At 40.0% G+C, this 25,905-nt stretch carries 22 protein-coding genes, 2 tRNA genes and 1 other RNA gene; 4 read left to right on the top strand and 21 right to left on the bottom strand.

Translation table 11 applies throughout. The features are described 5' to 3' along the window. Nucleotides 1-283: 283 nt before the first annotated feature. Nucleotides 284-1,846 (bottom strand): glutamine-hydrolyzing GMP synthase, encoded by a 1,563-nt coding sequence (gene guaA / locus RN80_RS05390; RefSeq protein ID WP_060628015.1) that lies wholly within the window; start codon nucleotides 1,844-1,846, stop codon nucleotides 284-286. Nucleotides 1,847-1,987: 141 nt separating this feature from the next. Here guaA and RN80_RS05385 point away from each other — a divergent pair, with 141 nt between their 5' ends. After that, entirely contained in the window at nucleotides 1,988-2,686 is a 699-nt protein-coding gene (locus RN80_RS05385; RefSeq protein ID WP_060628013.1) for a GntR family transcriptional regulator, read from the top strand. A gap of 41 nt (nucleotides 2,687-2,727) precedes the next feature. Here the strand turns inward: RN80_RS05385 and RN80_RS05380 are convergent, their stop codons facing one another. The 10 genes from RN80_RS05380 to RN80_RS05335 form a co-directional block, all read right to left on the bottom strand. Further along, nucleotides 2,728-3,624 (bottom strand): DMT family transporter, encoded by an 897-nt coding sequence (locus RN80_RS05380; RefSeq protein WP_060628010.1) that lies wholly within the window; start codon nucleotides 3,622-3,624, stop codon nucleotides 2,728-2,730. A gap of 8 nt (nucleotides 3,625-3,632) precedes the next feature. Beyond that, the gene (locus RN80_RS05375) at nucleotides 3,633-4,568 is read right to left on the bottom strand and encodes a serine hydrolase domain-containing protein (RefSeq protein ID WP_060628007.1); all 936 of its coding nucleotides are present in this window, start codon (nucleotides 4,566-4,568) and stop codon (nucleotides 3,633-3,635) included. Further along, nucleotides 4,565-5,290 carry a CppA N-terminal domain-containing protein gene (locus tag RN80_RS05370; protein WP_033687154.1) on the bottom strand — a complete coding sequence of 242 codons (726 nt, stop codon included), beginning with the start codon at nucleotides 5,288-5,290 and terminating at the stop codon, nucleotides 4,565-4,567. Before RN80_RS05370 ends, RN80_RS05375 begins: the two co-directional genes overlap by 4 nt. A 123-nt stretch (nucleotides 5,291-5,413) precedes the next feature. Next, the gene (gla, locus tag RN80_RS05365) at nucleotides 5,414-6,319 is read right to left on the bottom strand and encodes an aquaglyceroporin Gla (protein WP_000348095.1); all 906 of its coding nucleotides are present in this window, start codon (nucleotides 6,317-6,319) and stop codon (nucleotides 5,414-5,416) included. Nucleotides 6,320-6,601: 282 nt separating this feature from the next. Further along, nucleotides 6,602-7,900, bottom strand: a complete 1,299-nt coding sequence (locus RN80_RS05360) for a hypothetical protein (RefSeq protein WP_060628004.1) — start codon at nucleotides 7,898-7,900, stop codon at nucleotides 6,602-6,604. A 213-nt stretch (nucleotides 7,901-8,113) separates the two neighbouring features. Continuing rightward, on the bottom strand, nucleotides 8,114-9,280 hold the full coding sequence (locus tag RN80_RS05355) for an ATP-grasp domain-containing protein (protein WP_060628002.1): 1,167 nt from the start codon (nucleotides 9,278-9,280) through the stop codon (nucleotides 8,114-8,116). 12 nt (nucleotides 9,281-9,292) lie between these two features. Then, nucleotides 9,293-10,033: an esterase family protein gene (locus RN80_RS05350; protein ID WP_060628000.1), complete on the bottom strand. Its 741-nt coding sequence runs from the start codon at nucleotides 10,031-10,033 to the stop codon at nucleotides 9,293-9,295. Nucleotides 10,034-10,053: 20 nt separating this feature from the next. After that, nucleotides 10,054-10,878, bottom strand: coding sequence for an alpha/beta hydrolase (locus tag RN80_RS05345; RefSeq protein WP_060627997.1), 825 nt, complete (start codon nucleotides 10,876-10,878; stop codon nucleotides 10,054-10,056). Between the two features lie 136 nt (nucleotides 10,879-11,014). Continuing rightward, on the bottom strand, nucleotides 11,015-12,229 hold the full coding sequence (gene thiI, locus RN80_RS05340) for a tRNA uracil 4-sulfurtransferase ThiI (RefSeq protein WP_060627993.1): 1,215 nt from the start codon (nucleotides 12,227-12,229) through the stop codon (nucleotides 11,015-11,017). Nucleotides 12,230-12,237: 8 nt separating this feature from the next. Further along, a complete protein-coding gene (locus tag RN80_RS05335; protein WP_060627990.1) occupies nucleotides 12,238-13,380 on the bottom strand; it encodes a cysteine desulfurase family protein in 1,143 nt (380 codons plus the stop codon). 138 nt (nucleotides 13,381-13,518) lie between these two features. Between RN80_RS05335 and RN80_RS05330 the strand changes: the two genes are divergently transcribed. After that, nucleotides 13,519-13,947 (top strand): DUF6556 family protein, encoded by a 429-nt coding sequence (locus tag RN80_RS05330; RefSeq protein ID WP_060627988.1) that lies wholly within the window; start codon nucleotides 13,519-13,521, stop codon nucleotides 13,945-13,947. Between the two features lie 44 nt (nucleotides 13,948-13,991). Here the strand turns inward: RN80_RS05330 and RN80_RS05325 are convergent, their stop codons facing one another. The 4 genes from RN80_RS05325 to RN80_RS05310 form a co-directional block, all read right to left on the bottom strand. Beyond that, a complete protein-coding gene (locus RN80_RS05325) occupies nucleotides 13,992-16,295 on the bottom strand; it encodes a DNA translocase FtsK (protein WP_080998509.1) in 2,304 nt (767 codons plus the stop codon). An 88-nt stretch (nucleotides 16,296-16,383) separates the two neighbouring features. Beyond that, nucleotides 16,384-18,336 (bottom strand): fructose-specific PTS transporter subunit EIIC, encoded by a 1,953-nt coding sequence (locus RN80_RS05320; protein ID WP_060627984.1) that lies wholly within the window; start codon nucleotides 18,334-18,336, stop codon nucleotides 16,384-16,386. After that, entirely contained in the window at nucleotides 18,333-19,244 is a 912-nt protein-coding gene (gene pfkB / locus RN80_RS05315) for a 1-phosphofructokinase (protein ID WP_060627982.1), read from the bottom strand. The genes RN80_RS05320 and pfkB overlap by 4 nt, the downstream gene beginning before the upstream one ends. After that, entirely contained in the window at nucleotides 19,241-19,981 is a 741-nt protein-coding gene (locus RN80_RS05310; protein ID WP_000920654.1) for a DeoR/GlpR family DNA-binding transcription regulator, read from the bottom strand. Before RN80_RS05310 ends, pfkB begins: the two co-directional genes overlap by 4 nt. Before the next feature lie 161 nt (nucleotides 19,982-20,142). On the opposite strand from RN80_RS05310, the gene RN80_RS05305 reads away from it, so the two are divergent. Continuing rightward, a tRNA-Ser gene (locus RN80_RS05305) sits at nucleotides 20,143-20,230 on the top strand. A 114-nt stretch (nucleotides 20,231-20,344) separates the two neighbouring features. Here RN80_RS05305 and RN80_RS05300 read toward each other — a convergent pair. The 6 genes from RN80_RS05300 to RN80_RS09710 form a co-directional block, all read right to left on the bottom strand. Beyond that, nucleotides 20,345-21,256 (bottom strand): hypothetical protein, encoded by a 912-nt coding sequence (locus RN80_RS05300; RefSeq protein ID WP_060627979.1) that lies wholly within the window; start codon nucleotides 21,254-21,256, stop codon nucleotides 20,345-20,347. Nucleotides 21,257-21,334: 78 nt separating this feature from the next. After that, nucleotides 21,335-21,422 (bottom strand) — tRNA-Ser (locus RN80_RS05295). A gap of 433 nt (nucleotides 21,423-21,855) precedes the next feature. Next, nucleotides 21,856-22,203: a transfer-messenger RNA gene (gene ssrA / locus RN80_RS05290) on the bottom strand. Nucleotides 22,204-22,264: 61 nt separating this feature from the next. Beyond that, nucleotides 22,265-22,900 carry an SGNH/GDSL hydrolase family protein gene (locus RN80_RS05285; protein ID WP_060627977.1) on the bottom strand — a complete coding sequence of 212 codons (636 nt, stop codon included), beginning with the start codon at nucleotides 22,898-22,900 and terminating at the stop codon, nucleotides 22,265-22,267. Nucleotide 22,901: 1 nt separating this feature from the next. Further along, nucleotides 22,902-23,729, bottom strand: a complete 828-nt coding sequence (locus RN80_RS05280) for an HAD family hydrolase (RefSeq protein WP_060627967.1) — start codon at nucleotides 23,727-23,729, stop codon at nucleotides 22,902-22,904. A gap of 21 nt (nucleotides 23,730-23,750) precedes the next feature. Then, a complete protein-coding gene (locus RN80_RS09710) occupies nucleotides 23,751-25,076 on the bottom strand; it encodes a CapA family protein (RefSeq protein ID WP_080976377.1) in 1,326 nt (441 codons plus the stop codon). Nucleotides 25,077-25,250: 174 nt separating this feature from the next. On the opposite strand from RN80_RS09710, the gene def reads away from it, so the two are divergent. Further along, nucleotides 25,251-25,862, top strand: a complete 612-nt coding sequence (def, locus tag RN80_RS05265; protein ID WP_045611905.1) for a peptide deformylase — start codon at nucleotides 25,251-25,253, stop codon at nucleotides 25,860-25,862. The last annotated feature ends 43 nt before the right edge of the window (nucleotides 25,863-25,905 follow it).

Genomic DNA, 25,905 nt, shown 5'->3' with positions numbered 1-25,905 from the left:
CCCCCCCCCCATGAAATATTGGGAGTTTTTTGTGAAATATAACATTTTTAGTACAAATTTCAATTTCTAGACTCAGAGATAGACAAAGTCCACTTCACAATTATTGTAGGGTGAAAGTTCTGCTATTTTCCATTTACTGAGTAGCAACTTCATTTCACGCTTGATAGCAAACAAAAAGACTCCATAAAATCTGAAATGGATCTTAGCCACTACAGATTTTATGGAGTTTTATTATCTTAATGCTGTTACATCAAGGATTCTTAGCCTAAGTTACTCTTATCTATTATTCCCATTCAACTGTTGCAGGTGGTTTACTTGTAATATCGTAGACGATACGGTTAACATGATCCACTTCATTTACGATACGTACTGAGATTTTTTGAAGGACTTCCCAAGGAATTTTGGCAAAATCAGCAGTCATACCGTCGATAGAGGTAATAGCACGGATTGCAATCGTGTAGTCATATGTACGACCGTCACCCATAACACCGACTGAACGAACGCCTGTGTTAACAGTGAAATATTGCCAGATATCGCGGTCAAGGCCAGCTTTGGCAATTTCCTCACGCAGGATAGCGTCTGATTCGCGAACTGTTTCAAGTTTTTCTTCAGTTATTTCACCCATGACACGGATCGCAAGTCCTGGTCCTGGGAATGGTTGGCGCCATACGATATGGTCTGGCATGCCAAGCTCTGTACCAAGGGCACGAACTTCGTCTTTATAAAGAGTATTGAGTGGTTCAATCAATTCAAACTGCATGTCTTCTGGAAGACCACCCACGTTGTGATGTGACTTGATAGTTTGAGCTGTATCTGTACCAGACTCGATAACGTCTGTATATAAGGTACCTTGAGCAAGGAATTTCACATCTTTTAGCTTGCTTGCTTCGTCATCAAAAACATATACAAACTCATTACCGATGATTTTACGTTTTTGTTCAGGGTCAGAAACGCCAGCAAGTTTATCAAGGAAACGTTTAGCAGCGTCTGCTTTGACGATATTTAAACCAAACTTACCACCAAGCATGTCCATAACTTGGTCCGCTTCCCCTTTACGAAGAAGACCGTGGTCTACGAAGATACAAATCAATTGATCGCCAATCGCTTTTTGGAGAAGAACCCCAACGACAGATGAGTCAACCCCACCTGAAAGGCCAAGAAGGACACGTTTATCACCGACGGTTTCACGGATTTTTTGGATCTGCATATCGATGAAGTTATCCATTGTCCAGTCGCCTTTAGCCTTACAGATGTTAAGGGCAAAGTTACGAAGGATGTCATTCCCGTATACAGAATGGCGAACTTCTGGATGGAATTGGATACCGTAAATGTGTTTATCTGGGTTTTCAATGGCTGCGTATGGGCAGTCAGCTGATGTACCTGTACGAACAAAGTCAGCAGGAATCTCAGTAACTGCATCGCCGTGGCTCATCAATACAGTCTGTTCATCAGGTGTTGATTCAAAAAGAGCTGATGGTGTGTGTGTTAGGGTTGATTGACCGTATTCACGATTCCCCGCATCTCCTGCTGGTACAACCTTTCCTCCAAGTTTATGGGTCAATAACTGCATACCATAACAAATTCCCAAAATTGGAATTCCAAGTTCGAAGATTTCTGGGTCAATATCGAATGAACCATCTTCATATACAGAGTTTGGACCACCTGACAGGATGATCCCTACAGGATTGATTTTACGAACTTCAGCAGCTGAAATTTTATGGCTTTTTAGTTCTGAAAAAACACCAATCTCACGGATACGGCGTGAAATCAGCTGGTTGTATTGGCTACCATAGTCCAGTACGATGATTTTTTCTACATCTTGCAAATCAGTTGAAATGTTGCTCATCTTTTTCCTTTCTCAAAAGAAATATCTTTTTTCAATATTCTATCACAAATAAGGGCGAATTACCAACTAAACAAGGCGAAGTTTGACTTTTTCTAGTTTATTGGGGTACAATAGAGAAAAGATAGAAATGAAGTGAAAAATATGCTACCAGCTTATATGAAAATCCATGATCAGATAAAAAAGGATATTGACGAGCACCGTTGGGCTATTGGGGAGAGACTCCCTAGTGAACGAGATTTAGCAGAGCAGTTTGCGGTTAGTCGCATGACCCTCCGCCAAGCCGTATCTCTATTAGTCGAAGAAGGCGTCTTAGAGCGCCGTGTAGGAAGTGGCACCTTTGTTTCCAGTACTCGAGTACAAGAAAAGATGCGAGGGACAACCAGTTTTACTGAAATTGTTAAGTCCCAAGGTAAAGTACCCTCTAGCCAACTCATTTCCTACAGAAAAACCATTCCCAATGAGCAGGAAGTTGCCAAGCTAGGAATTTCTACAACAGAGAATATTATCCGAATGGAACGTGTTCGCTATGCCGACCAAGTCCCTCTGGTTTATGAGGTTGCTTCTATTCCTGAAAAATTCATTAAGGACTTTAAAAAAGAAGAAATCACCAGTCATTTCTTCCAGACTCTACAAAAACATGGCTACCGTATCGGTAAATCACAGCAGACTATTTATGCTCGCCTTGCTAAAGAAAAAATTGCCCACTATTTGGAAGTTGAAAAAGGGCATGCTATTCTTGGTTTGACTCAGGTTTCCTACCTAGAAGATGGTACTGCTTTTGAATATGTAAAAAGTCAATATGTAGGCGAACGCTTTGAATTTTATCTTGAAAATAATTAGATTACTATGCAAAAACTCTCTGTCACGGACAAAGAGTCTTTTTATTTTTCTAAGAGTAAATCTTTCAAAGAAATCAGAGTTACAGCAAACAATATCATTGCCATACCAAGAAAATCAATGGGATAAAATTGTTCATTCATAATTAGGAAAGCAAAGAAAACCGCCGAGATTGGCTCAATTGAAGCCAACAAACTTGACTTGACCGGCCCAATCAGACTGGCTCCTTTTAGAAAGGCTGTATAGGCAAAGACAGTCCCGATAAGAATAATACCTGCAAAAGCAAGGAGAAAATCAAGACTAGTCGGTATATTGGCCTGTAGAACCCCTGTAAAAGGAAGGACGACCAAACCAGCTATGACCATTCCCACACCAATGATCAAACTGCTCCCCCACTTCTTAATCAAGGTTATGGGCAAAATGATATACAGGGCGTAAGTCAGAGCAGAAAAGAGACCCCAGAACAGGTCTGCAGGTGTCATGGATAACTGGTCCAACTGCCCATGAGTTGCAATCAGGAAGGTCCCTCCGATGGCTAATATGATAGAAACTATCTCTCCCAGTGTCGGTGCCACCTTATCCTTGATACAGCTATAAATTAAAATCCCGACAGGACAAACATACTGAAGCACAGTCGCAGTTCCTGCATTGGTCTCCTGAATAGCAGTTAGATAGGCGAATTGGTTGAGGAAGAGACCAATTAGAGCAAAAATAAGAAGAGACAGCAAACTCTTTCTATCCTTTAAAAAGGCCAGCATTTTATCCTTTGCAGTAACATAAGCTAAGAGCATGAGAATCCCACCAGCGATTAAAAGTCGTAAGTTAGTTAAAACCAGAGCCGAAATTCCGTGTGCCATCAGGTATTGGCCACTCGTTCCTGACAAGCCCCAAGCTGTACCAGCTACAACTGTTAATAGAGTCCCTTTTAAAACGTTTGACATGTCTCTCCTTACTCTTCTTTGCGAATCAAGTCCATCACTTGATTGCGGTCTAAAATCCATTGAGCCCTCTCATCCTTTTTATAGGTACGATTCGATAGGAAAATAGCCGCTTCTTGCTTCTGGCGATTCCACATGATAAAGGTACCTGTATAGCCCGTATGGTCTAACCAATCTCCTTCCAAATTCCATGCCAAAGAACGTTCCTTGTCATCCAAAGGAGAAAAATTTTGACTCAAATCTCTTGCAAAATCATCTGCTAAATAGTGTTCTAAAAAGATTTGTAAATCCTTTACAGTCGAAAACAAACCAGCACTACCTGCATGTCTGCCTAGGAGGCGAGCCTTGGGATCATGTACCAGACCTGCCTCGACACCTCTAACTGTTGGAACAGCAAGCTCAACAGGTCCAAATTGGGTTTCCGTCATTCTCCAAGGATTAAAAACTTGCTCCTGTAAAATCACATCCAAGTCTTGATTAAAGATTCTTTCCAAAACAAAGCCCAACAGTAAAAAATGAACATCCGAATAAAGAAAGGATGGCTGACTTCGTCTGTTGAGATGAAACATCGCTTCCTTTAATTCTGAGGCTGTTAAAAGATCACGATTGGGAATAAAAGGATCAAGGTCTGTAGCATGAGTTAAGAGCTGACGAATAGTAATATCTGGATAATCACTCTCAGCTAAAAAATCGGTTACTGGTCTGTCAATATCTAATTGACCTCTTTCCCACAAAAAAGTAAAAACAGTACCTACCCCAACAACCTTGCTGACACTGGCTAGGTCATAAACTAGTCCTGCTTGAGTCTGCAAGCCATGCTCTGGGTCACTCTGACCTAAATAGAACTCCTTCCATTGATGGTCCTTAAAATACGCAAAAGAGGCTCCGGGATAGATCCCTGCCTCGATTTGTTCTTCTATTTTTTTAATAATCTTGGTCCACTTCATACTTCTTCAAACCACAATTCAACATTATTTCTATCTTTTCCAAGGAAGAATTTTTCAGACTTGGGAATAAAATATTCAGTAGACTCAAATTTCTGGCGAAGACTTTCTATATCTAGTTCATTGACCAAGAACTTGAGCATAGATAAGTCCCAAGTAATCGTATTGTCCACAGTCAAATCTTGCCCCTGAGCTGGGATAAAATCAAGTGACGCCCCAATTTCAGATAGTTCCAAGAAACTATCTACATCCGTTGGGAGGTGTAATTCCATAGAAATTTCAAATTTACTTAAAGAAATTGACTCCAGATCTGTTTGAAATTCTGGCTTTTCTCCTACTTCTACTAGATTTTCTCTGTCATCTTCCGCATGAATCAAAACCAAATCATCTTCTGGAGAGTAAATTTCAAAAGCGTAGCCGTTTTGACCTTTATATAATTGATGAATCGAATCTGTTTTAGATAAGAGTCCTTCAATTTCTAAGGGATTTTCCACTTTGACAATCAATCTAGCTAGTTTTTTTCTTCCCTCTACCTTACGAGTGCGCATACTTGGAGCTTCTTCTAAAACCAGCTTTTCTAGACCTGTTTGATCACCTAGTGACAGAAAGGCTGACTCTTCTAACAAGGCCTTCATGCCAAGGGTTTCTATATAAAATGTTTCATTTAATTTTCTATTATTAACTTTTAAAGTAGGAATAATCCGTACAATCTGATTTACATTCATAAATTCCTCCAACTCTTTTATTTTAAAGGATTTTAGAATTTTTTACAAGAAATTATGCTCAGATTTACCTTTTTTTCGTAAAATTTCATCTAAAAAACCGAGGATTTCCTCGGTTTCAATTTCTTATAGGTAAAGGAATTTGAAGATAGCTACTGCCGCAATTGCTGCTGCGATCGGTGCTACTACTGGTACCCAAGAATACCACCATTTTGAATCACCTTTGTGCTCACCAAGAACTGATTTTGGAAGGAAAGCATGAAGGAGACGTGGTCCCAAGTCACGGGCTGGGTTCAAGGCAGGTCCTGTAGGTCCACCAAGTGATGTTACCAAGGCCATAACAAGGAATCCAAGTGCCAAGTGAGCAATTCCAAGACCAGATGTCATAAATGGTGCTACTTGTTCTTTAGCTTGATCAAGTGCTGCTGTTACTTGTTCTTGAGGAATTGTTTGACCTTGAGTAGTTGCTTGTGCAACTTGAGCATTGATAGCAGCTTGTGCTTTTGATACTAGTTCAGCACCAAAGAAGTTTTTAGTCATTCCAAGAGCTGCAAAGAAAAGAACAAATGAACCAACAAACTCGTTTACAAAACCGTTAACAGTTGCTGCAAAACGTGATTCTTTTGTACCATTATCCAAACTTGAAATGGTTGAGAAAGTACCCAAAATGTTGTTTGGATTTTCAGTTTTCAAGTAATATGGGCGGTGTGTCGCCACAACCAAGGCTTGACCAAAGATAGCACCCAAAACTTGTGCGATGATATAAGGCGCAACTTGTGCCCAAGGGAAGAGACCGCTGATCGCAAGTCCAAGAGTGAAGGCTGGGTTAATGTGGTTACCAGATACGTTACCAAACATCAAGGCTGGGATCATAACCCCCATACCATAACCAACAGCGATAACGATCCAGCCACTTTGGTGACCTTTCGTACCTTTAAGTTCAACGTTGGCAACTGCACCATTTCCAAGAATGATCAAAATAGCAGTGGCCAAAAATTCAGTGGCATATTTAATTGCCCATGTGAAATCCATTTGATAGATTCTCCTTAAAATTTTTTAGACAATCCTTATTCTATCAATTTTTATATCTTTTAGCAACAGGTTTTCTAAAAGAATGTATGAGAAAGCGGTTTTATTTCTCTTATTAAAACAAAAGGATTAAGGGGATCCATTTCCTTAATCCGAGAGTTCTTATTCTTGACGTTGTCCGAAATATTTTCCAATTTTTTAATTAGCAAAAAAGTTCGAAATTCTTTTAAATTTATAATTTCATATTCTTTAATATGTTCTTTTAAGAAAAGTTAACTCTTTTCACTACTTAAATTGATCTGATTCGTATATATCCGATGATAATAAAATATGCATATCACATTTCTCATTATTCTTAATACGAATAAACTCCCCATCTTTTAAATAATATTTGTAATTAGTCATACTATTTATTTCTAAAAATTGATTTTCGTCATTATTTAATATGAACAAACTAACCTCTAGTTCACTACTAGTAATCGGTTCTATGATTTGAATATTGTAAAACTTCTCCTTGTGATTATAATTATATGAACTAAACTTTTTATATTCATCACTTCCTATTTTAATAAGCTGTAAAGTTTTATTATCAATTACTAAATTTACTCTATCATCGTTACATTTCTCGATTTTCCCAAGTATTTCCTCTTTATCATTATAGATAACATTATCTTCATCAAAAGTGAAAAAACTACCCAAAAATTTAATTCTATTGCCATCAATATTTAATAAGAATTTTCTCACAATAATATCTTTGTTCGTAAATTTATTTATTGTAATCATATTCCAATTTCCATATAAATATTTTTGACTAGATGGTAATCCAAGCATGATTTGAATTTTTTGTCTTAGTTTCTTAAAATAAATTAAAAATAAAAAAAGAGGATATGTTATTTCTAATACAATAAATCTATAAAGTCCAGTTAGCAACATCGTATAAATCGAAGCATTATCAACATCAGGACGGGGATAAATTAAAGAGGAGGCATAAATTATTGGGACAAGAAATAATACTGATATTTTTATAACCGAAAGTTGTTTTTGTCGTTGCTTTGTCACTTTTATATTAAATACATCCTCTAGAGTGTCAGTTGTCAATAACAAAGTAGCTACTGCTGTGATTGCCGAAACTAGAGCGGATTCAGATGGATTAATAAAAAATAATAAAATTGAAAAAATAATTACAAAAAAGATTAAAAATGTTCCCGTTATTCCCGTTATTATCGTCCTTGAATTTGATTTTTCTTTTATAAGGCTTTCCAAAAATATCGTTATTATAGCCAAAAGAAATAATTTCAAATCTTGATTACCATTTAGTAAGTAAAATAAAACAGAAAACTCTACTAAACCTAATAAAATTGTTATAGAATAATTGAACCATTTTTCTAGTCTATTTTTTCTTTTTGAAACAAAGTAAGTCACTAACAATTTTGTTATAGAAAAAACCGAAACTAAAACTAATAAAACTTTATCTGTCTTACCCCAAAAAGAAATTAATTGATAACCACTATATAATATTATTGCAAATGTAATAATTCCGATAATAGAAGAGAGGAAAAGACGCTCTATTTCTTCTTTTTTCATTTTAAATTTAGACTCCTTAAAATAAATTAATAGTTGATGTACAAGATATATTCAAAATAATAAACAAATTTCCATTACGTCTTTAAATACCTTTGATATTAACATTTCTACATTATTAGATCATATTAATTAAATTGGTTCAAATTTGCTAACATTTGGTCTTCTATTCTATTAAAAAGGATAAAAGGCAGCAAACTCCTTTCATTCTTTTCATTACTCTTGACGTTGTCCGAAATCAGCAATCATCTGCTCCATTTCTTGTCGACTCGGAGTTGTCATCATATAAAGGTAATCCCCTTGAAGTTCCGCGAAGGCCGCTGGCATGATTTTTTTAACCTTGAACTGCTGACTATATTTGGCAAGCAAGTCCTCCTCAGAATAGACATAGTGAGCATTTGCACGACGTGATGTAGCCAAACAATACTGAGGTTCAAACTCTGACGCTGGGAACTCTTCTCCTGCGACTATAGCTGCGTAGCCACGATAAAGATCCAAAGAATGAGCAAAGTTATAAACATCAATAGTGAAACCACCTGCAGGGCGGTTATTGTACTCAATGGCGATGTAATCATCCCCTTCACGGAAGAACTCGATATGGAAGAACCGTTCTTTCATACCAAATTCCTTGACAATTGCCTCACCATATTTACGTAATTTGGGATCCATCTCCTTGAGCACATAGTAGGAATTGTCCATCTTGTAAATCATGAGATCCAGCGGTGTATAGGCGTAGTCGAAGGTCGTTGAGAAGACAATCTTTCCATCCTTGTCTACAAGCCCGTCAAAGGTACAGATTTCGCTAGAAGTGACAAATTTTTCAAAGAAATAAACGGTTGAATGGTCCCACTCAGCCTTGAAGTGGTTGATATCGTCTTCTGTTTCAAGCTTAAAGGTCGCAGCTGCTCCCACTCCATTGTCAGGTTTGGCAATCATTGGAAGACCGATTTCATTCACAGCTTGATCCACATCTGCTTCCGTCTTGATAACAGCTCCAGGTACCACGGGGACACCTGCTTTTTTGAAGAGTTTCTTCATTTCAGACTTAAATTTCGTCTTTTTGAGATCCTCTGGTTTGGCACCAAAGACATTGAATTGCTCTCTGAGTGCTGCGTCCAGCTCTAGCCAATATTCATTGTGGGATTCAATACGGTCAATCGGGCCATGTTTATAAAAGAGAAAAGCAACTGCACGTTTGACTTCATCTATATTTTCAAGATTGTCAACACGGAAATACTCGGTCAGGCTATTGCGTAAAGGTTCATCCAATTGCTCGTATGGTTCTTGACCAATTCCCAAGACTGTGATGCCTTTATTGGCTAGTTCGATGGTAAACTGTTGAAAGTTTTGCGGATAGTAGGGAGAAATAACAAGGTAATTCATAGGTAACTCCTTTTATAAATAGAGATGGCCAAGGAAATAAGGCATTTGTTTGCGCCACCATTCCCAGTCGTGGGCGACATCGTGTCCCCATTCAGCAAACCAGGCTGGAATTTGTTTCTGGTCAAAGGCTTCTTTGAGCTTATAGAAAGATGGTAGACCGTCTTGTTCCCAGGCACCAAGACCCGTACACAGCACAATCTCTGCCTGACGATAACGGTCAATAAACCAGCCGTCGTTCTGGTTCCAGATATAATCTACTGGCGAGTTTTGGTAAATGGCATCGTCATTGTAGTAATCGCCGACAAAGAAACGTGCATCGTAAACACCACTAAGAGCAATCACTTTGGTAAAGACATCTGGATGCTGGAGGAAGAAATTGACAGCATGATAGGCACCCATGGAGCAACCTGTCGTCATCATACCATCAAACCAACCTGTCTTATGCTTGATAAAAGGAATAGCCTCCTCAATCACATAGCGTTCGTAGGCACGGTGCATCTCCGCCTGGTCATGACTATTTTTCCAAGTGGCCAACCAGCTCTCACTATCCACACTGGATAGGGTAAAGAACTGGACACGACCTTCCTCGATAAAGGAAGCACAGGCATCAATCATGCCAAAATCATAGTATTCGTTGTGACTACCACCTGATGAAGCAAAGACCACAACTGGAATCCCAGCATGTCCATAACGATTAAGGTACATTTCACGGTTAAGATTGCCACTCCAGTGGCTAAGGTTTTCAATATGCATTGGCTTTCTCCTTTCCTAACTTACCATTTTTCTGCAAAAAATCTCAGACAGTCTGGTAAATTTTCCGACCAAGGGATTTCACTATGGATGGCACCAGACTGAACTTTCAAGACAAGATTATCCAGATGAACTCCCTCAGCAATCAAATCATGGTAATAGCGAAGCGAAGAGTCGATATAGGCTTGTTTGATATTACCAGCCATCAAGGTCTTGTCTGTATCATCCGCTTCTTCCGTTCCCACATAGATGAAGATGCGCTGGTCAGGCGATAGTTGCTGACGCTCGATATAGCGGTTAAAGGCCTCTTGATGGAGCCAGTTAGCAGATGAAAAGACCCCGAGACATCCAATTTGGTCTTGGTATTCCAAACCGATAAACTGGGTAATATTGCCACCTAATGAGGAACCAATCATGGCTGTATGCTGGCGGTCTGCTTTTGTACGATAAGTTTCATCGATAAAAGGCTTGACCACCTCCATGACAAACTCGGCATATTCCACACCCTTACCGCCAAACTGCTGCCCCGGAATAGGAGATTCTTGGAACTTCCATGCCGCATACTCATTCATCCGCCCCATTCCATCATTATCAATGGCTACGACAATCATGCGACTGATATCAGGATTACGCTTAATAGCTGGGATAATCTTCCATGAATGACCAATGAAAGACTCCTTGCTATAAAAAACATTCTGCCCGTCATGAAAGTAAACAACAGGATAGGAACGATTCGTGTCTTTCTCATAATCTTTAGGCAGAAGAACACGAACACGGCGCTCCTTGCCCGTATAAGGAACCTTGAGTTTGTGTTCTTTCATTTTTAGATAAAAGTAGGATTGATTCATTGTCAGAAAACTCTCTATATTCAAAATTTTATTTTATTATATCACAGTTTAAGAAAAAAAGTTAGTTTTGCTTCCGTTTTTGGAATTAAAAACTAACTTTTTCATTTATTTTTCTAAATTCTTTTGGATTTTCTGATTAGAGCAGATTGTCAATCAAGTCATCAACTTCATCTTTTTCAGCTTGAGGTGTAATCTCAGTAATCATGATTCCAGCCACTGCTCGCTCAACTAAGCCTTCAACATCCATACGTGCTTCATACTGCTCTGCATTCTTAATCTTAGGATTGGTCTTAGGACGATCTGGCGCAAAAATCGTACAGCAGTCCTCAAAAGGCTGGATAGAAATGTCAAAGGTATCGATTTCCTGGGCGATGTCAATGATTTCCAACTTATCCATTGTCACAACTGGACGGATGATGGGAGTGTTGGTAACTGCATTGATAGCCTGCATGCTTTCAAGAGTTTGGCTAGCGACTTGACCAAGACTTTCCCCATTGATAATAACCAAACCATTTCGTACCTCACGAATACGATCGGTAATCCGCATCATAAAACGACGAGTCAAGGTCATGAGATAGGCTTCTGGCGCTTTGGCCTTAATTTCCTCTTGAATCTCTGTAAAAGGTACTTCGATAAACTGGATATTTCCCCCAAACTTGGTCAATTTACGAGTCAAATCCTGCGCTTTTTTAAGAGCTCCAGGACTCGTGTAAGGTGGGCTGGCAAAATGAACAGCCTCAATATCTACCCCACGCTTAAGCGCTAGATAACCAGCTACAGGTGAATCAATCCCTCCCGACAACATAAGCATCCCTTTACCTGAAGTTCCAACTGGCAAACCACCAGCCCCACGAATAGTTTCATAAGAAATATAAGCAGCTTCCTCACGAATCTCCACCTGAAGATTGATATCAGGATTTTTCATCTGAGCTTGCACATTTGGAATTGCTTCAAAAACAGCTCCTCCAAGCGTTTGGTTGAGTTCACGACTGTCGAGTTCAAAGTTGTGGTCGCTACGCTTGCTAGAAATCTTAAAGGTCATGCCTTCCTTGTAGATGTCCTGCATAATCTCTTGGACAGCAGACCTCAGAACTTCTACAGATTTTTCAACCTTATAAACAGGGGAAAAGTTTTGAATTCCAAAAACTTGTTTGAGCGATTCTGCTACTGCTGTGTAATCAGCTCCATTGAGGTAAGCGTGGGCACGGTCACGATCTGCGGTTACCTTAACTTGGGGATAGATAGACAAAACGTCTGAAATATTATTGCGAAGTTTATTAATGAAACGCATACGGTTTTTACCCTTGGTTGACAACTCTCCGTAGCGAATCATAATTTCTGAATACTGCATGAATGCTCCTATCTTACTTTTCTAGTTTGGTTGTAAATTAATTTTAACTTGGTCAAAAATTGCTCGACCTGACTCATATCATTTTCAAGGTCTAGACTAAGACGCACAGCTGACTGGGCCTTATCTTTATCCACTCCCATGGCAATCAGGGTTCCTGCAGGTTTCCCAGCCTTGGACGAACAAGCAGAGGTCGTTGAGATGAAAATATCATAGTCTTCAAAAGCGTGAACGATGACTTCACCACGAACACCCTTAATTCCAAAAGTCAGAATATGAGGTGCGAAGTCTTCCTCATCTGAAAAGACAAAAATATCTGGATAGTCCAGAAGTGCTTGACGAATTACTGACTTCATCTGCCCAGTCTTGCTCCTAAAGATATCTAGCTTTTCCATAGACAAGCGGAGAGCCTTGGCAGTCGCTGCAATTCCTGCCACATTTTCAGTTGTCGAACGGTAATCACGTTCCTGACCCCCACCTGTTAAAAGAGGCGTAATCTTCTTGCCAGACTTGATATAGACAAAACCAACACCACGAACTCCGTGGAACTTGTGACCAGAGAAAGTCGCGAAATCCACTCGTTCTGTCAGATATTTTTCAGTCGGAATCTTGGCAAGCGCCTGAACCGCATCAACGTGGAAGGAAATAGTCGGCTTGTCTGCTAACAGTTCTGAAATAGCCTCAATAGGTTGAATCGAGCCGATTTCATTGTTCACAGCCATGACGGAAACGAGGGTCGTATCTGGTCGTATCAAATCTGCTAGCGCCTCAACATCCACAAATCCTTTCTCATCAACTGGAGCAAAATCTACCTCAAACCCTTGATTTTTCAACCAAAGGGCTGACTCTTTGACTGCCGGATGTTCAATGGCTGATACGATGATGTGCTTGCCAAACTGGGCTTTTTCAAAGGCCACACCCTTGATAACCCAGTTATCACCTTCTGTTCCACCAGATGTAAAGAAGATTTCATCACTTTTCTTACCGATTAAATCTGCAATCTGTTGGCGAGAAGCATCTAAGATTCGTGTTGCCTGGTCTCCCAAACGATGGAGACTAGATGGATTTCCTAAAATTTTTGAAGCGACCTGCATATAAGTTTCAAGGGCTTCAGGATAAGGCTTGGTCGTCGCCGAATTATCAAAGTAAATCATGTTTTCTTACGCTTTCTAAAATCACTCCCTCTATTGTATCATGAAACGGAGCCTGCGACAAGAAAGGGCAATTCCTCTTTTTTTAAGATTTTTTTAAAGAAATGCGGTATAATAAGTTTTAATCAAAGGAGAGAATGCATGTCTAATTATCGTAGAACTTCAAAACCAAAAACAGAACACATCAAAAAAGGCTTTACAGTCTTTCAAAAAATCGTTGCGACTATCGCTAGTATCCTTGGCTTAATTACCGCAAGTATCACTATCATGAACGCCTTGGATAATAACAAAAATACTAAAAAAGAACCTACGACAACCCAGACGACAACCATTGTCAAAGAAATTCAAAAAGAATCCCCTAAGGAAAACACTAGTCCTAATAAGGAAAATAATACTAGTCAAGAAAAAACACAGCAAGAGGAAACGCCAAAAGCTAGCGTCAAGGAAGAGAAAAAAGAAGAGCAGAAAGCAGCAACTCAGGATTCTTCTACTCCTACTCCAAGTAAGCCTACTACTGAAAATGAAAAACAGTCCAATAGTCCAACTTCGGAAAATAAAACTAATCAATAATCACTAAAATAGCCTCCTTCCAAACTTGGAAAGAAGCTATTTTTTTATTGTTGTAAAACTTTTCTTGGTTTGGTACCTTCAGCTGGACCAATGACACCTGCCATCTCAAGCTCTTCCATGAGACGAGTCGCACGGTTAAATCCAACTGACAAACGACGCTGAATCATAGATGCGCTGGCTTTCTGAGTTTCGATTACCAAAGCCTTGGCTTCTTCAAAGAGCGGGTCACCACCAGATTCACCATCTGAAAATTCTCCTTCATTTTCAGAAACCTCACCTGGATCAAAACTCTCATCGTAGTCCGCATCTGCCTGAGCCTTGATAAAGTTTACGATGCGTTCAACATCATCATCCGAGATAAAGGATCCTTGGAGACGAACTGGATGATTTTCATCAATTGGTTTAAAGAGCATATCTCCACGTCCAAGCAGTTTCTCAGCTCCATTTTCATCCAAGATAGTACGGGAGTCTGTCCCTGATGAAACCGCAAAAGCCACTCGTGATGGAACATTGGCCTTGATCAAACCAGAGATGACATCAACGGATGGACGCTGGGTTGCAAGAATCATGTGAATCCCTGCAGCACGCGCCTTCTGTCCGAGACGGATAATGGCATCTTCTACTTCCTTGCTGGCTACCATCATGAGGTCAGCCAACTCATCCACAATCACGACAATGAGCGGTAGCGGAATCTGCTTGTACTCAGACTGGGCATTGAACTCTTCTACCTTGGCATTAAAGCCTGCAATGTTACGAACTCCCACCTTGGCAAAAAGTTCATAACGATTTTCCATTTCATCCACAACCTTTTGCAGAGCCTTGCTGGCCTTGCGTGGATTGGTCACAACTGGAATCAAGAGGTGGGGAATATCATTGTAAACAGATAACTCAACCATCTTGGGATCGACCATCATAAATTTAACTTGGTCAGGTCTCGCCTTCATGAGGATGCTAGCGATAATGCCGTTAACGGCGACCGACTTACCTGAACCCGTTGAACCTGCGACTAGCAAGTGGGGCATTTTAGAAAGATCAAATGCTCTTGCAGTGCCATTAACAGCCTTCCCTAAAGGAATTTCCAAGAGATTTTCAGCTTTCGTTTGAGATTGTTCCCATAGTTCGCGGAAGGACACAGTAGCAATCTCAGAGTTGGGTACTTCGATTCCGACCAGGGATTTCCCTGGGATAGGTGCTTCGATTCGAACATCCTTGGCTGCCAAGGCTAGAGCAAGGTCGTCTGCGAGATTGGAAATGCGGTTGACCCTTACACCCACTGCTGGCTTGACTTCATACTTGGTTACTGATGGTCCAATTTCAGCCCGTTCAACTGTTACCTTGATACCAAAGCTAGCAAAGGTTTCTTCTAGGATTTTGATGTTTTCCCGGACGATTTTCTTCTCTTTAGACTGGTCTTTGGGTCTATCAGGGGCAAAGAGTTGTAAGCTTGGAAGTTTGTATTCAAGGGCTTCCTTAGCTGAAAAATCAACCCGTACGTCTTCATCATCTGAGCCATCTTCCTGTTCAGCGAATTCAAGTTCAGCTTGAGGCAGGATGATTTCTGGTTCCACCCACTCTTCTTCTGGAACAGGTGGAGCGTCAAGCACAACATCTTCTGTCAGTATTTCACCCGTTTCCACATCGACAGGAGGCAAATCGAGTAAGGCTTTTTCGACCTCTTCTCGTTCTAATCTAGCCTCTTCCTCAGCCTTTTGACGAGCTTTTTCTTCCTGTTTGACAAAGCGTTCCTCTTTTCGAAGCTCATGCCCTTCCCGCCATTTGGCAAAGCCTCTACTGAAAAATTCAGCAATATCGTAAACAGACCAAGGACTGATTAGCAGGGCTCCAGCTAAAATCAAGATAGAACCAATAAAGTAAGTGCCGATATTTGAAAAGAGAAAGGCGGTTGGAATATAAAGAGCAACCCCAATCAAGCCCCCCCCAGCAAAACTGGTCGTTCGAAAACCAGTTAAATCCGTCACAACCTGAGCCATGGTTCCTTTTAGAACGGACTTGTCCAAACCATATTTCCAAACTAAGTAGGCTTCAAAAATCAGGAGCAAGCCCGCAAATATAGTGAAAAAGCCAGATAGAAGCCCTTCCTGTTTTCGTATCCACTTGAAAAAGAAGAGGTAGAGCAGGATACCAAATATTGCCAAATAAGCTAGACTACCCACCAGCAAGCGAATTATATTGTAAATGGTTATACCTGCAGCCCCTAATTTAAAGGCTGCGAAAATCAATAACAGCGCGATTCCTAACGAAATCAACATCCGTTGAATCGCTTCTTTTCTTTCGAGTTCTGCTTTAGACGGTCTCCGTCTTGTTTTACTTGTATTCTTGTTTGCCATTCTTCTATTATACCATATTTCACAGGCATTTCGGAAAGAGAAAAAGACTGCACCAAACGGTCCAATCTTTTCATTTTCTATCTAGATTTTATGCTTGTGGCTTGCGTAGGTAACCATAGACCACACCACTTACAATTGCTCCTACTAAGACAGAAACGAGATAAAGAAGAGCATTTGAAGTAAGGGCGATCACGAAGATTCCTCCGTGTGGCGCCATTAGTTTGATACCAGTAAGACCAACGAGGCCACCTGCTACTGCTGAACCAAGGATGAAGCTTGGGATCGCACGAGCTGGGTCAGCTGCACCAAATGGAATCGCTCCCTCAGTAATAAATGACAAGCCCATGATGATGTTTGTCAAACCAGAGTTTCGTTCTTCCTTAGTAAATTTATCTTTAAAGAGAAGAGTTGCGACAAAGATGGCAAGTGGCGGAACCATTCCTCCAGCCATAACTGCTGCCATGGCTACAGAACCTCCTGAAGAAACAGTTGCTGCAAGCGTACCTGTACCAAAGACATAGGCCGCTTTATTAACAGGTCCACCCATATCGACAGCCATCATTCCTCCAAGAACGATACCAAGAAGGACAGCTGAACCTCCTCCAAGACCGCCTAGGAAGTCATTCATAGCAGTGTTGATTGCTGCCATCGGGATGTTAACAGCTAGCATGACAAATCCAGTAAAGATTGTTCCAAGAAGTGGCAATAGAAGGATTGATTTTGCACCTTCAAGTGAACGAGGAACTTTAACGTATTTCTTGATAGCAAGAACTAAAGCACCTGCGATAAATCCACCAACAAGGGCACCTAGGAAACCAGATGATACACCTGCAAGAGTTGAAGTTGCTTCACCACCTGCTGCATAGGGGATTTTACCAAAGGCAAAACCTTCTTTAGCAATAGCACCAGCCACAAAACCCGCTACCAAACCTGGTTTTTCAGCGATAGAGTAGGCAACATAACCTGCAAAGACTGGGAGCATCAAACCAAAGGCAGCTCCACCAATTTTCATAAACATAGAAGCTAGCTCATGGTAGGAACCAAGATTACCAAGATTTTCATTTGGAACACCCAAAGCACCGTCAATCAAGAAGGCAAGGGCAATCATGATACCACCACCTATAACGAATGGCAACATTTGAGATACACCACTCATCAAGTGTTTGTAGAAGGCACCACCAAGGCTTTGTTTTTCGTTGCTTGCTGTCGAAGCTTTTGCTCCATTAGCAGCACGGTAGACTTCAGCATCTCCTGAAAGAGCCAAGTTAATCAATTCTTCTGTTTTACGGATACCGTCAGCAACTGGACGATTGATCAATGGTTTGCCATCGAAACGATCCATCTCAACCGCCTTGTCTGCAGCGATGATAACAGCTTTAGCCTTGCGGATGTCCTCAGCAGTTAGTTGGTTTCCAACACCGCTAGCACCGTTGGTTTCAACCTTGATTCCAACACCCATTTCAGCAGCCACTTTTTGAAGGGCTTCTTGAGCCATGTAAGTGTGAGCAATACCTGTTGTACAAGCTGTAACAGCAACGATAAACTCATCAGAGTCATTAGTAGGTGCTTGAACAGGCTCTTCAGTTTTTTCGGAAGCTTTGTCAAAAAGTTCGATAACTTGGTCAGCTGATGTTACTTGACGAAGTTTGTCAGCAAAACCGTCTTTCATCAAGTATTGAGACAATTCTGCCAAGGCTGCCAAGTGAGTATCATTGGCACCTTCTGGAGCCGCAATCATGAAGAAGAGGTCAGTTGCTTGTCCATCCAAGCTCTCATAATCAACACCCTTATTTGACTTAGCAAAGAGAACTGTCGCTTCTTTGACAGCAGCATTTTTGCTGTGAGGCATTGCGATTCCGTCACCCAAACCTGTAGAAGTCAAAGCTTCACGTGCCAAAATACCTTCTTTAAATGTTTCAAAATCTGTCACATAACCGTGATCTACCAAACTTTTAATCATTTCTTCGATGACAGCTGTTTTTTCAGTTGCCTGCAAATCCAGCAACATGACATCTTTTCTCAATAGGTCTTGAATTTTCATCGTTTTTCTACCTCAACTTTTTCATATGTTTCTTTAATAAATTCTGCTGTTGCCAAGTCATCCGAGAAGGTAGTTGCTGTTCCACAAGCAACTCCCCATTTGAAGGCTTCTACTGCGTCTTTTGATTTGACAAATTCACCTGTGAATCCGGCAACCATAGAATCACCAGCACCAACTGAATTTTTGACTGTCCCTTTGATTGGTTTAGCAAAGTATGCTCCCTCAGATGTGACAAGAAGGGCACCGTCGCCAGCCATAGAGATAATGACGTTTTGAGCACCTTTGGCCAATAACTCACGAGCGTATTTCTCAATTTCATCTAAACTTTCGAGTTTCACTCCAAAAATCGCTCCAAGCTCGTGATTATTTGGTTTAACCAAAAGTGGCTGATAGTCCAAACTATCAATCAAGGTCTGTCCTTCAAAGTCACAAACCACTTGCGCACCCGTCTGACGTGTCAAGGCAATCAAATCCTTATAGATAACATTGCCTAGATTTTTAGCACTTGAACCAGCAAAGACAACTGTATCTTCTGCAGTCAAACTAGATAAAATAGCTTTCAACTCTTCTAGCTGGGCTGATTCGACATTTGGACCCGTTCCGTTGATTTCTGTTTCTTGGTCTGCTTTAATCTTGACATTGATACGAGTATCTTCTGCTACTTGGACAAAACGTGTCTCGATTTCTTCATCAGCCAGAGTATCTGTGATAAATTTACCCGTAAAGCCTCCGATAAATCCCGTCGCTGTATTTGGAATATCCAAGCGTTTCAAGACACGACTGACATTGATTCCTTTCCCACCAGCAAACTTATCATCACTGTCCATACGATTGACACTACCGACTTGGACTTGGTCCAAACGAACGATATAATCAATAGATGGATTGAGCGTGACTGTATAAATCATACTTCTATTACCTCCGTTTTCTCCTTAATAGCCTGCAAGAGTTCATGCCCTTGACTTGTGATAACGATAGCGCGTTTGAGTGGTGCTACCTTGGCAAAGCAAGTTTGTCCAATTTTAGACGAATCCACCAAGACATAGGTCTGTTTGGCATTCTCTAAAATAGCACGCTTCACAGCCCCCTCCTCCATATCAGGAGTCGTATAATAGCCATCATCTACACCATTCATCCCGATAAAGGCACGGTCAAAGTGCAATTGGTTAATCTGGTTAAGAGCAACGCCCCCGATGCTAGCATCTGTCGCCATCTTGACACTTCCTCCAACCATGACAGTTGGAATCTGCTTTTCAACCAACTGTGCGGCATGGTGAATCGAGTTGGTCACGACTGTAACATTCTTATTAACCAATTCATGAATCAAAAAAGCAGTTGTTGTTCCAGCATCGATAAAGATGACATCTTGTTCCTTTATGAGAGAGGCTGCTTTCTGAGCCAACAACTTCTTCTCTTGAAGGTTTTTGACAGATTTTTCTTGAATGGTTTCTTCTTCCTGCAAGGAGTGAGGCAATTCTGCTCCACCATGCACGCGACGAAGCTTGTTTTCTGCTTCCAACTCATCCAAGTCTCTTCGAACCGTTGATTCTGACGTTTCTAACAAACTAACTAATTTTTCTAGAGAAACTACATGATGTTGATTTAACTCCTCTAAAATCAGTTGTTTCCGCTCTGTTTTTAACACCGAATCACCTCCTGTTATCGTTTACAGTATTCATTCTATCACACTTTCTTTCAAAGTCAAGCGTTTTTTATCATTTTCTTTCAAATTCTATCATTTTTCTTATTTCCAGAATTTTTATTGCAAGATAAGAACCTTTATGGTAGACTATTTGAGTAAGTATTGGAAGATTACTCAAGAGGCTTAAGAGGCCGTGTTGGAAACGCGGTAGGCGTGTAACAGCGTGCGTGGGTTCGAATCCCATGTCTTCCGTAGAAAAGAAAAATTATTTCTAGGATACGACAAAAGTTGTATCTTTTTTGCTAATAAAACGAAATAAAGCAAGTAGCTATTATAAACTACTTGCTTTACTTTTTAAACTAATTATCAGATACTACTTTTATCTTTTTTATCTGAGGAGTTGTCTGTCGATTTATCACTAGATTTGCCTTTGTCGTTAGATTTTGAAACATTACTTCGGACAACAGTATCATAACCTTCTGTATTATCAATTAACTCAGTCGCTAGAGTACGATAATCCTCTTGAGAGATAAGCCAGTTGCCATCCTTATCTTTGGTTAATTTAATTTCAGTATCAAAATCTCCAGTAGTAAATGGTGTATACGCTAAGTTAGGGTCAACATCGTTATAGATAGTAAAATCATGCCTAAACAGATGCTCAAAAATCCAGTACGAAATTAATGTTTGGTATCGTTTAATATCAACATTTGATCCCGCAGTATTGTACTTACCTAAGTTGTCAATCCCTCCAATTAGAGTTGTTAAAACGTCTCTTGTTGAAGAAGCCAAGCCCTTAGAATGCAACTTTTTAGATGTAAAAGTTACAGTAGCTGAACTCCCTGATTCGTCTAACTTAACATCCTTAATAGAGTAAGAACCAATCTCCTGGAACATTTTTCGTCTTACTTTTAAGAAACCAGTAATTGTTTCTTCTGGTGTTTCAATAGGGAAATCAGCATGCCATTGAACAGAATAGGTAGAGGCTGGTGTAAGACCATCATCTTTTACCTTTTCACTAGTTTGAACCGCAAATACTGCCTCAGTCCATTTTTCATAGGTTTCGCCGTAAATCTTTTTAAACTTAGCAATATCAGTAGTCAAAACTGCATCTAATAAAGTTTCAGCATCTTTTGTAACTTTTTCTTTGACTGATTCTTCTTTCTTATCAGTTTGTTCGGTTTTGTCAGAATTCGACCCTGACTGACTCGGAAGTGAAGAACAAGCACCTAAGACAACTGCTGAGAGCGCTAAAATACCAAGCAACTTAACTTTTTTCATAATACACCTCTTTATAAAATTTACTCTTGGAAAAAGTCCCTAAGAGTGTTTCTTTAGAAAATCTCAAGATTATTCTAACGGAGAATGAGGGATTCGAACCCTCGCGCCAGTTACCCGACCTAACGATTTAGCAAACCGTCCTCTTCAGCCTCTTGAGTAATTCTCCAAAAATAAAAATACTAGAACGATTGGATTTATCAAACCTAACATCACGAATAAACATCATTTTTTGTTTATTTAATTTTTTACCTGTTACCCTTGTATTTTAAAGTAAATACTCTATCAACCAAGATAAAGTATCTAAGTCTATATTCAAAAATTTTTAAAATCGTACTCAATTATACCCAATGTTCAAATTCAAGAATCATTTCAAAACTATGTTATATATTCTCTTCTTCTAGATAATTGTTCTTTTTGAAAATCAAACACAACATTACAATAAACCCACAATATACAATCATTATATCATTCAGGGAGATAAAAGTCGGTATATTTTTTAATTTGTTATGTCTAATTTTTGAACGTTAAGTTCATTTTTTTAGTTTTTATAAAGAACTTCAAAATAAAAAACGTTGATTTAACAACGTTTCACCAATTAATAATGGAGCCGGTGGGAGTCGAACCCACGTCCAAACATCTGCTAACATATTTGTCTACAACCATAGGTTATGTATTCGTTTAACAGTCCCTCGACACATAACTCAAGCCTAGAAACCGCGAGTCTATCAATCTCTTATCAAGCCGCTAGACAAGACTTGATCGTATCTCGCTAATAATAAGACCTGTCATTGAACACGAGCAATCCAAATCGGGTCACGCCTGCTGGTTTTTAGGCAGCTAGAGCGTAAGAAGTGTTATTTTTTGCAGTTATATTTAACTGAGCGTTTACGTCGCCACACGAGTCGCAAAATATGCCTCATAATGCCTGTCGAATCCGTAACGACCCCAAAAGATAATAGAACTATTATACCTTATCTATGGTAAAAATGCAAAAAGGAAATCAACTAACTACAAAAGATAGTCTTTCAAAGCTTTGGTCAAAACCTGATAACCAGTAACACTAAGGTGCAACCCATCAGTTGTATAATCTTTTTTGAGTTGGCCTGCCTGGTCTGTCAAACTATCAAAAACTGGCACAAATTCTACCTGCATATAGGCTGAAGCAAGCTCTCGATAGGCTTGATTCCATTTCTGGATTTTTTCATTCGTGCGGATATAGACTGTCTGCTTGTACTCCTCTCCCTCATTGACTGGCAAAATGGAAAGCAATTTAATCTCAGTCAATGGATAATCGCGAGTAATGGATTGTATGATAGCTTCGAGATTATTGAGAGACTCATTCACAGGCACATCTTTTCCGATATCATTTGTCCCAATCAAAAGGACAATTTTATCTACTGCTCCACCGTACAGATGCGCATCTAGATTTTCTAATAACAGCCCTGTCTGATACCCTCGAATGCCTCGATTGACAATCGTCTTCGAAGTCCCAAATAGTTCCTGCAGAGGATAATATTCGACAATGGAATCCCCAATAAAAAGAATGTCTGGCTCTACAACAGAAACCTGATTTAAGTGACGATACTTCGTTTGGATTTTTTCTTGTTCCTTTAGTAACCAATTTTCTAATAACTGTACTGCCACTTCATTCTCCTTTTTCTAACCAGTTTTCCAAGATTTGATAAACTCCTCCTTGGCTATTGGCTGGCGCTAGAGCAGTAGCCACAGCTTTGGCTTTATCATCAGCATTTTCCATCGCATAGGCAATTCCAGCCATTTCAAGCATTTCAACATCATTTTCACTGTCACCAAAAGCCATGATTTGTTGGGAGGTCAAGTCCCAGCGCTTGAGTAATTCTTCCAAGCCCCATGCTTTATGAATTCCAGCTTGAAGGATATCAATGCAACCATAGCCACTCGATACAGCACGAACACGGCCATCAAAGAGGTCATTGATTTCTTCCAAGACCGAACTCAAACGTTCCTCACCAACAACCATACTCATCTTGAGCACACCACCAAAGAGGTCAGAGGTTAATTCGTCCACAAATTGCATCCGTTGGTAGAATTTTTCAATCATTTCTGGAGTCATAAAACTTTCAAGGTCTGTAAAAATCGTACCTTCTTTGACGAAACCACCCTTCATAGACGTTACAACAAACTGGTCCTGACACGCTCGATCCTTGAAACGAGCCAAAGCCTTATCAACAATGGCATCATCCCAAGTCTGAGCCTGAATCAGTTCATTGTTTTCAAAAATACGAGCACCGTTTGCAACAACCAGAACCACTCGATCGACCAAGTGCTCCAGTAGTTGCCTCATGCGATGAATTTCATTGCCCGTCGCGATGACAAAACGAATACCCCTTTGATCCAACTGATCTAAAATCTTTTCCAAGCGTGGGAGATCAAGCTGGCCTCTAGAATCCAGCAAGGTCCCATCCATATCTGTTGCAATTACCTTAATCGTCATTTACTTCCCTCTGGATTCAAGCTAATCCCACTTCAATCCTACGTGTTCGTTCATTTCTTTATAGGCTGTATCAATTCGTTCCTTAGTCGCTTCATCTAACTGGTCACGATGACTACCACCCTCAATAAAATCTTCTAAGATATAAGTTTGGTATAGGAATAGTGGATAACCTTCTGGAGAATAGGTTCCTTTCGGTGTACGATTTACCCAAGAAGGATGTGCTTTGGCAGTTTCGATTGTCGTCTTACCAGCCTTTTTCTTAATGGTCACATCCATGAGCACGCCACGCTCTGTCCACTTAGCATTCTCTTCATCTTGCATGGTTTCAATTCGTTGATTGGAAATGAAGTTCCCCATTGAATAGATAATGAGTTTCTTGTCTCCATCTTTTTCAACCGTTTCAGATGGTTCAACTACGTGAGGATGCCCTCCAAAGATAATATCAGCTCCCCAATCGATCATCTTGTGATAAAGAGCCTTTTGTTCTTCAGTTGGTTCCAAGCGATACTCCACACCCATCTGAGGCATGATAATGGTGATATCCGCTTCCTTCTCTGCACGCTCAATTTCAGCCTTCATCTTGTCTTCATTTAGATCTGAAAGATAGCGGTTATAGTCTTCTTGAGAAATACTTTGCTCAATTCCATTAAAACCATAAGAATAGGCCAAAAGTGCAACCTTGATACCATTCACTTCCTTGATAACCAGTGGAGCTTGATCACGGGACTCATGCGTATACACTCCAATAGGTGTCATTCCTGCCTTCTCAATAGCATCTGCTGTTGAAACCACACCTTCTATTTGTGAATCTAGGATATGGTTATGTGCCAAATCTAGCACTTGATAACCGGCATCCTTGATAGCATCCATGACTTCTCCAGGTGCATTAAAGAGAGGATAACCTGCCAAATAGTGGTCCTTGTTCACAGTACCTTCAAAATCACCTATAATCAAGTCTGCTTGTTTGAGCCATGGTTTCACATAATCAAAATTTTCATGAAAATCATAGGTTCCATCTTCTTTTAAAGCAGAACGATAGATGGGAATATGATAGAGGAGGTCCCCGTTGGCCATAATTCTAGCAGTTTTTTCCTCTTCTTGATCTTTAGCATTTTGATTCGTCTTATTTGCTTCTTGAGAAATGGCATCCTTTTTTTGACTGGTTAAAGGGATTCCTTGGAAACTTTCAAACAACAAGACCAAGCCCATTGATAAAGCAACTGCTAGCAAGAGTATAGCCACAAATCCCTTATTACTCCACTTGCGATAACTCCTAAAAAAGTTTACAAAACCCCTCATAAAACGAAAAACTGGTCCACGTTTATGTCTATCTTGTCTTCTTTGCATCTTTATTCTCCCCACTTTCTAATGCAAGCCTTTTCTTTTTATTATATCATAGATAAGTAATTCTTTCACAATTGAATCGAACCTAGTAGGCATTTTCTATAAAAGCTCGATGCCATAATGCTTTCATTCCTTGTCATTTTGTGATATCATGTAGAAGTAATGAAAGGAGAGAAAATGTCTGCTATAGAACGTATTACAAAAGCTGCTCACTTAATTGATATGAACGATATTATCCGCGAAGGGAATCCTACTCTACGCGCGGTTGCTGAGGAAGTTACTTTCCCCTTGTCTGACCAGGAAATCATCCTTGGAGAAAAGATGATGCAATTCCTTAAACATTCCCAAGATCCTGTAATGGCTGAAAAAATGGGACTCCGCGGTGGGGTTGGACTTGCTGCTCCTCAATTAGATATCTCAAAACGTATTATCGCTGTTTTGGTGCCAAACATTGTCGAAGAAGGCGAAACTCCACAGGAAGCTTACGACTTGCAAGCTATTATGTACAATCCAAAAATCGTCTCTCACTCTGTTCAAGACGCTGCTCTTGGCGAAGGAGAAGGGTGCCTTTCTGTTGACCGCAACGTACCTGGCTATGTTGTTCGCCATGCCCGCGTTACTGTTGACTACTTTGACAAGGATGGAGAAAAACACCGTATCAAACTCAAAGGCTACAACTCCATCGTTGTTCAGCATGAAATTGACCACATCAACGGCATCATGTTTTACGATCGCATCAATGAAAAAGACCCATTTGAAGTTAAAGATGGTTTACTAATTCTAGAATAAAGAAAATCCCGTTGCAAGACGGGGTTTTGTGTTATAATAGAGG

The sequence above is a fragment of the Streptococcus mitis genome, from assembly GCF_001281025.1.
Lineage (GTDB): Bacteria > Bacillota > Bacilli > Lactobacillales > Streptococcaceae > Streptococcus > Streptococcus mitis_AK.
This window is presented reverse-complemented; position numbering and strand designations above follow the sequence as displayed.

Excerpts from the sequence above, each read along its gene's own strand:
- RN80_RS05325 (WP_080998509.1), bottom strand. The coding sequence starts at position 16,295 with ATGGCAAACAAGAATACAAGTAAAACAAGACGGAGACCGTCTAAAGCA.
- RN80_RS05385 (WP_060628013.1), top strand. The coding sequence starts at position 1,988 with ATGCTACCAGCTTATATGAAAATCCATGATCAGATAAAAAAGGATATT.
- thiI (WP_060627993.1), bottom strand. The coding sequence starts at position 12,229 with ATGCAGTATTCAGAAATTATGATTCGCTACGGAGAGTTGTCAACCAAG.
- gla (WP_000348095.1), bottom strand. The coding sequence starts at position 6,319 with ATGGATTTCACATGGGCAATTAAATATGCCACTGAATTTTTGGCCACT.
- RN80_RS05300 (WP_060627979.1), bottom strand. The coding sequence starts at position 21,256 with ATGAAAAAAGTTAAGTTGCTTGGTATTTTAGCGCTCTCAGCAGTTGTC.
- RN80_RS09710 (WP_080976377.1), bottom strand. The coding sequence starts at position 25,076 with ATGCAAAGAAGACAAGATAGACATAAACGTGGACCAGTTTTTCGTTTT.
- RN80_RS05380 (WP_060628010.1), bottom strand. The coding sequence starts at position 3,624 with ATGTCAAACGTTTTAAAAGGGACTCTATTAACAGTTGTAGCTGGTACA.
- def (WP_045611905.1), top strand. The coding sequence starts at position 25,251 with ATGTCTGCTATAGAACGTATTACAAAAGCTGCTCACTTAATTGATATG.
- RN80_RS05335 (WP_060627990.1), bottom strand. The coding sequence starts at position 13,380 with ATGATTTACTTTGATAATTCGGCGACGACCAAGCCTTATCCTGAAGCC.
- RN80_RS05350 (WP_060628000.1), bottom strand. The coding sequence starts at position 10,033 with ATGCATATTGAAAACCTTAGCCACTGGAGTGGCAATCTTAACCGTGAA.
- RN80_RS05375 (WP_060628007.1), bottom strand. The coding sequence starts at position 4,568 with ATGAAGTGGACCAAGATTATTAAAAAAATAGAAGAACAAATCGAGGCA.
- RN80_RS05360 (WP_060628004.1), bottom strand. The coding sequence starts at position 7,900 with ATGAAAAAAGAAGAAATAGAGCGTCTTTTCCTCTCTTCTATTATCGGA.
- RN80_RS05330 (WP_060627988.1), top strand. The coding sequence starts at position 13,519 with ATGTCTAATTATCGTAGAACTTCAAAACCAAAAACAGAACACATCAAA.
- pfkB (WP_060627982.1), bottom strand. The coding sequence starts at position 19,244 with ATGATTTATACAGTCACGCTCAATCCATCTATTGATTATATCGTTCGT.
- RN80_RS05345 (WP_060627997.1), bottom strand. The coding sequence starts at position 10,878 with ATGAATCAATCCTACTTTTATCTAAAAATGAAAGAACACAAACTCAAG.
- RN80_RS05370 (WP_033687154.1), bottom strand. The coding sequence starts at position 5,290 with ATGAATGTAAATCAGATTGTACGGATTATTCCTACTTTAAAAGTTAAT.
- RN80_RS05355 (WP_060628002.1), bottom strand. The coding sequence starts at position 9,280 with ATGAATTACCTTGTTATTTCTCCCTACTATCCGCAAAACTTTCAACAG.
- RN80_RS05280 (WP_060627967.1), bottom strand. The coding sequence starts at position 23,729 with ATGACGATTAAGGTAATTGCAACAGATATGGATGGGACCTTGCTGGAT.
- RN80_RS05320 (WP_060627984.1), bottom strand. The coding sequence starts at position 18,336 with ATGAAAATTCAAGACCTATTGAGAAAAGATGTCATGTTGCTGGATTTG.
- guaA (WP_060628015.1), bottom strand. The coding sequence starts at position 1,846 with ATGAGCAACATTTCAACTGATTTGCAAGATGTAGAAAAAATCATCGTA.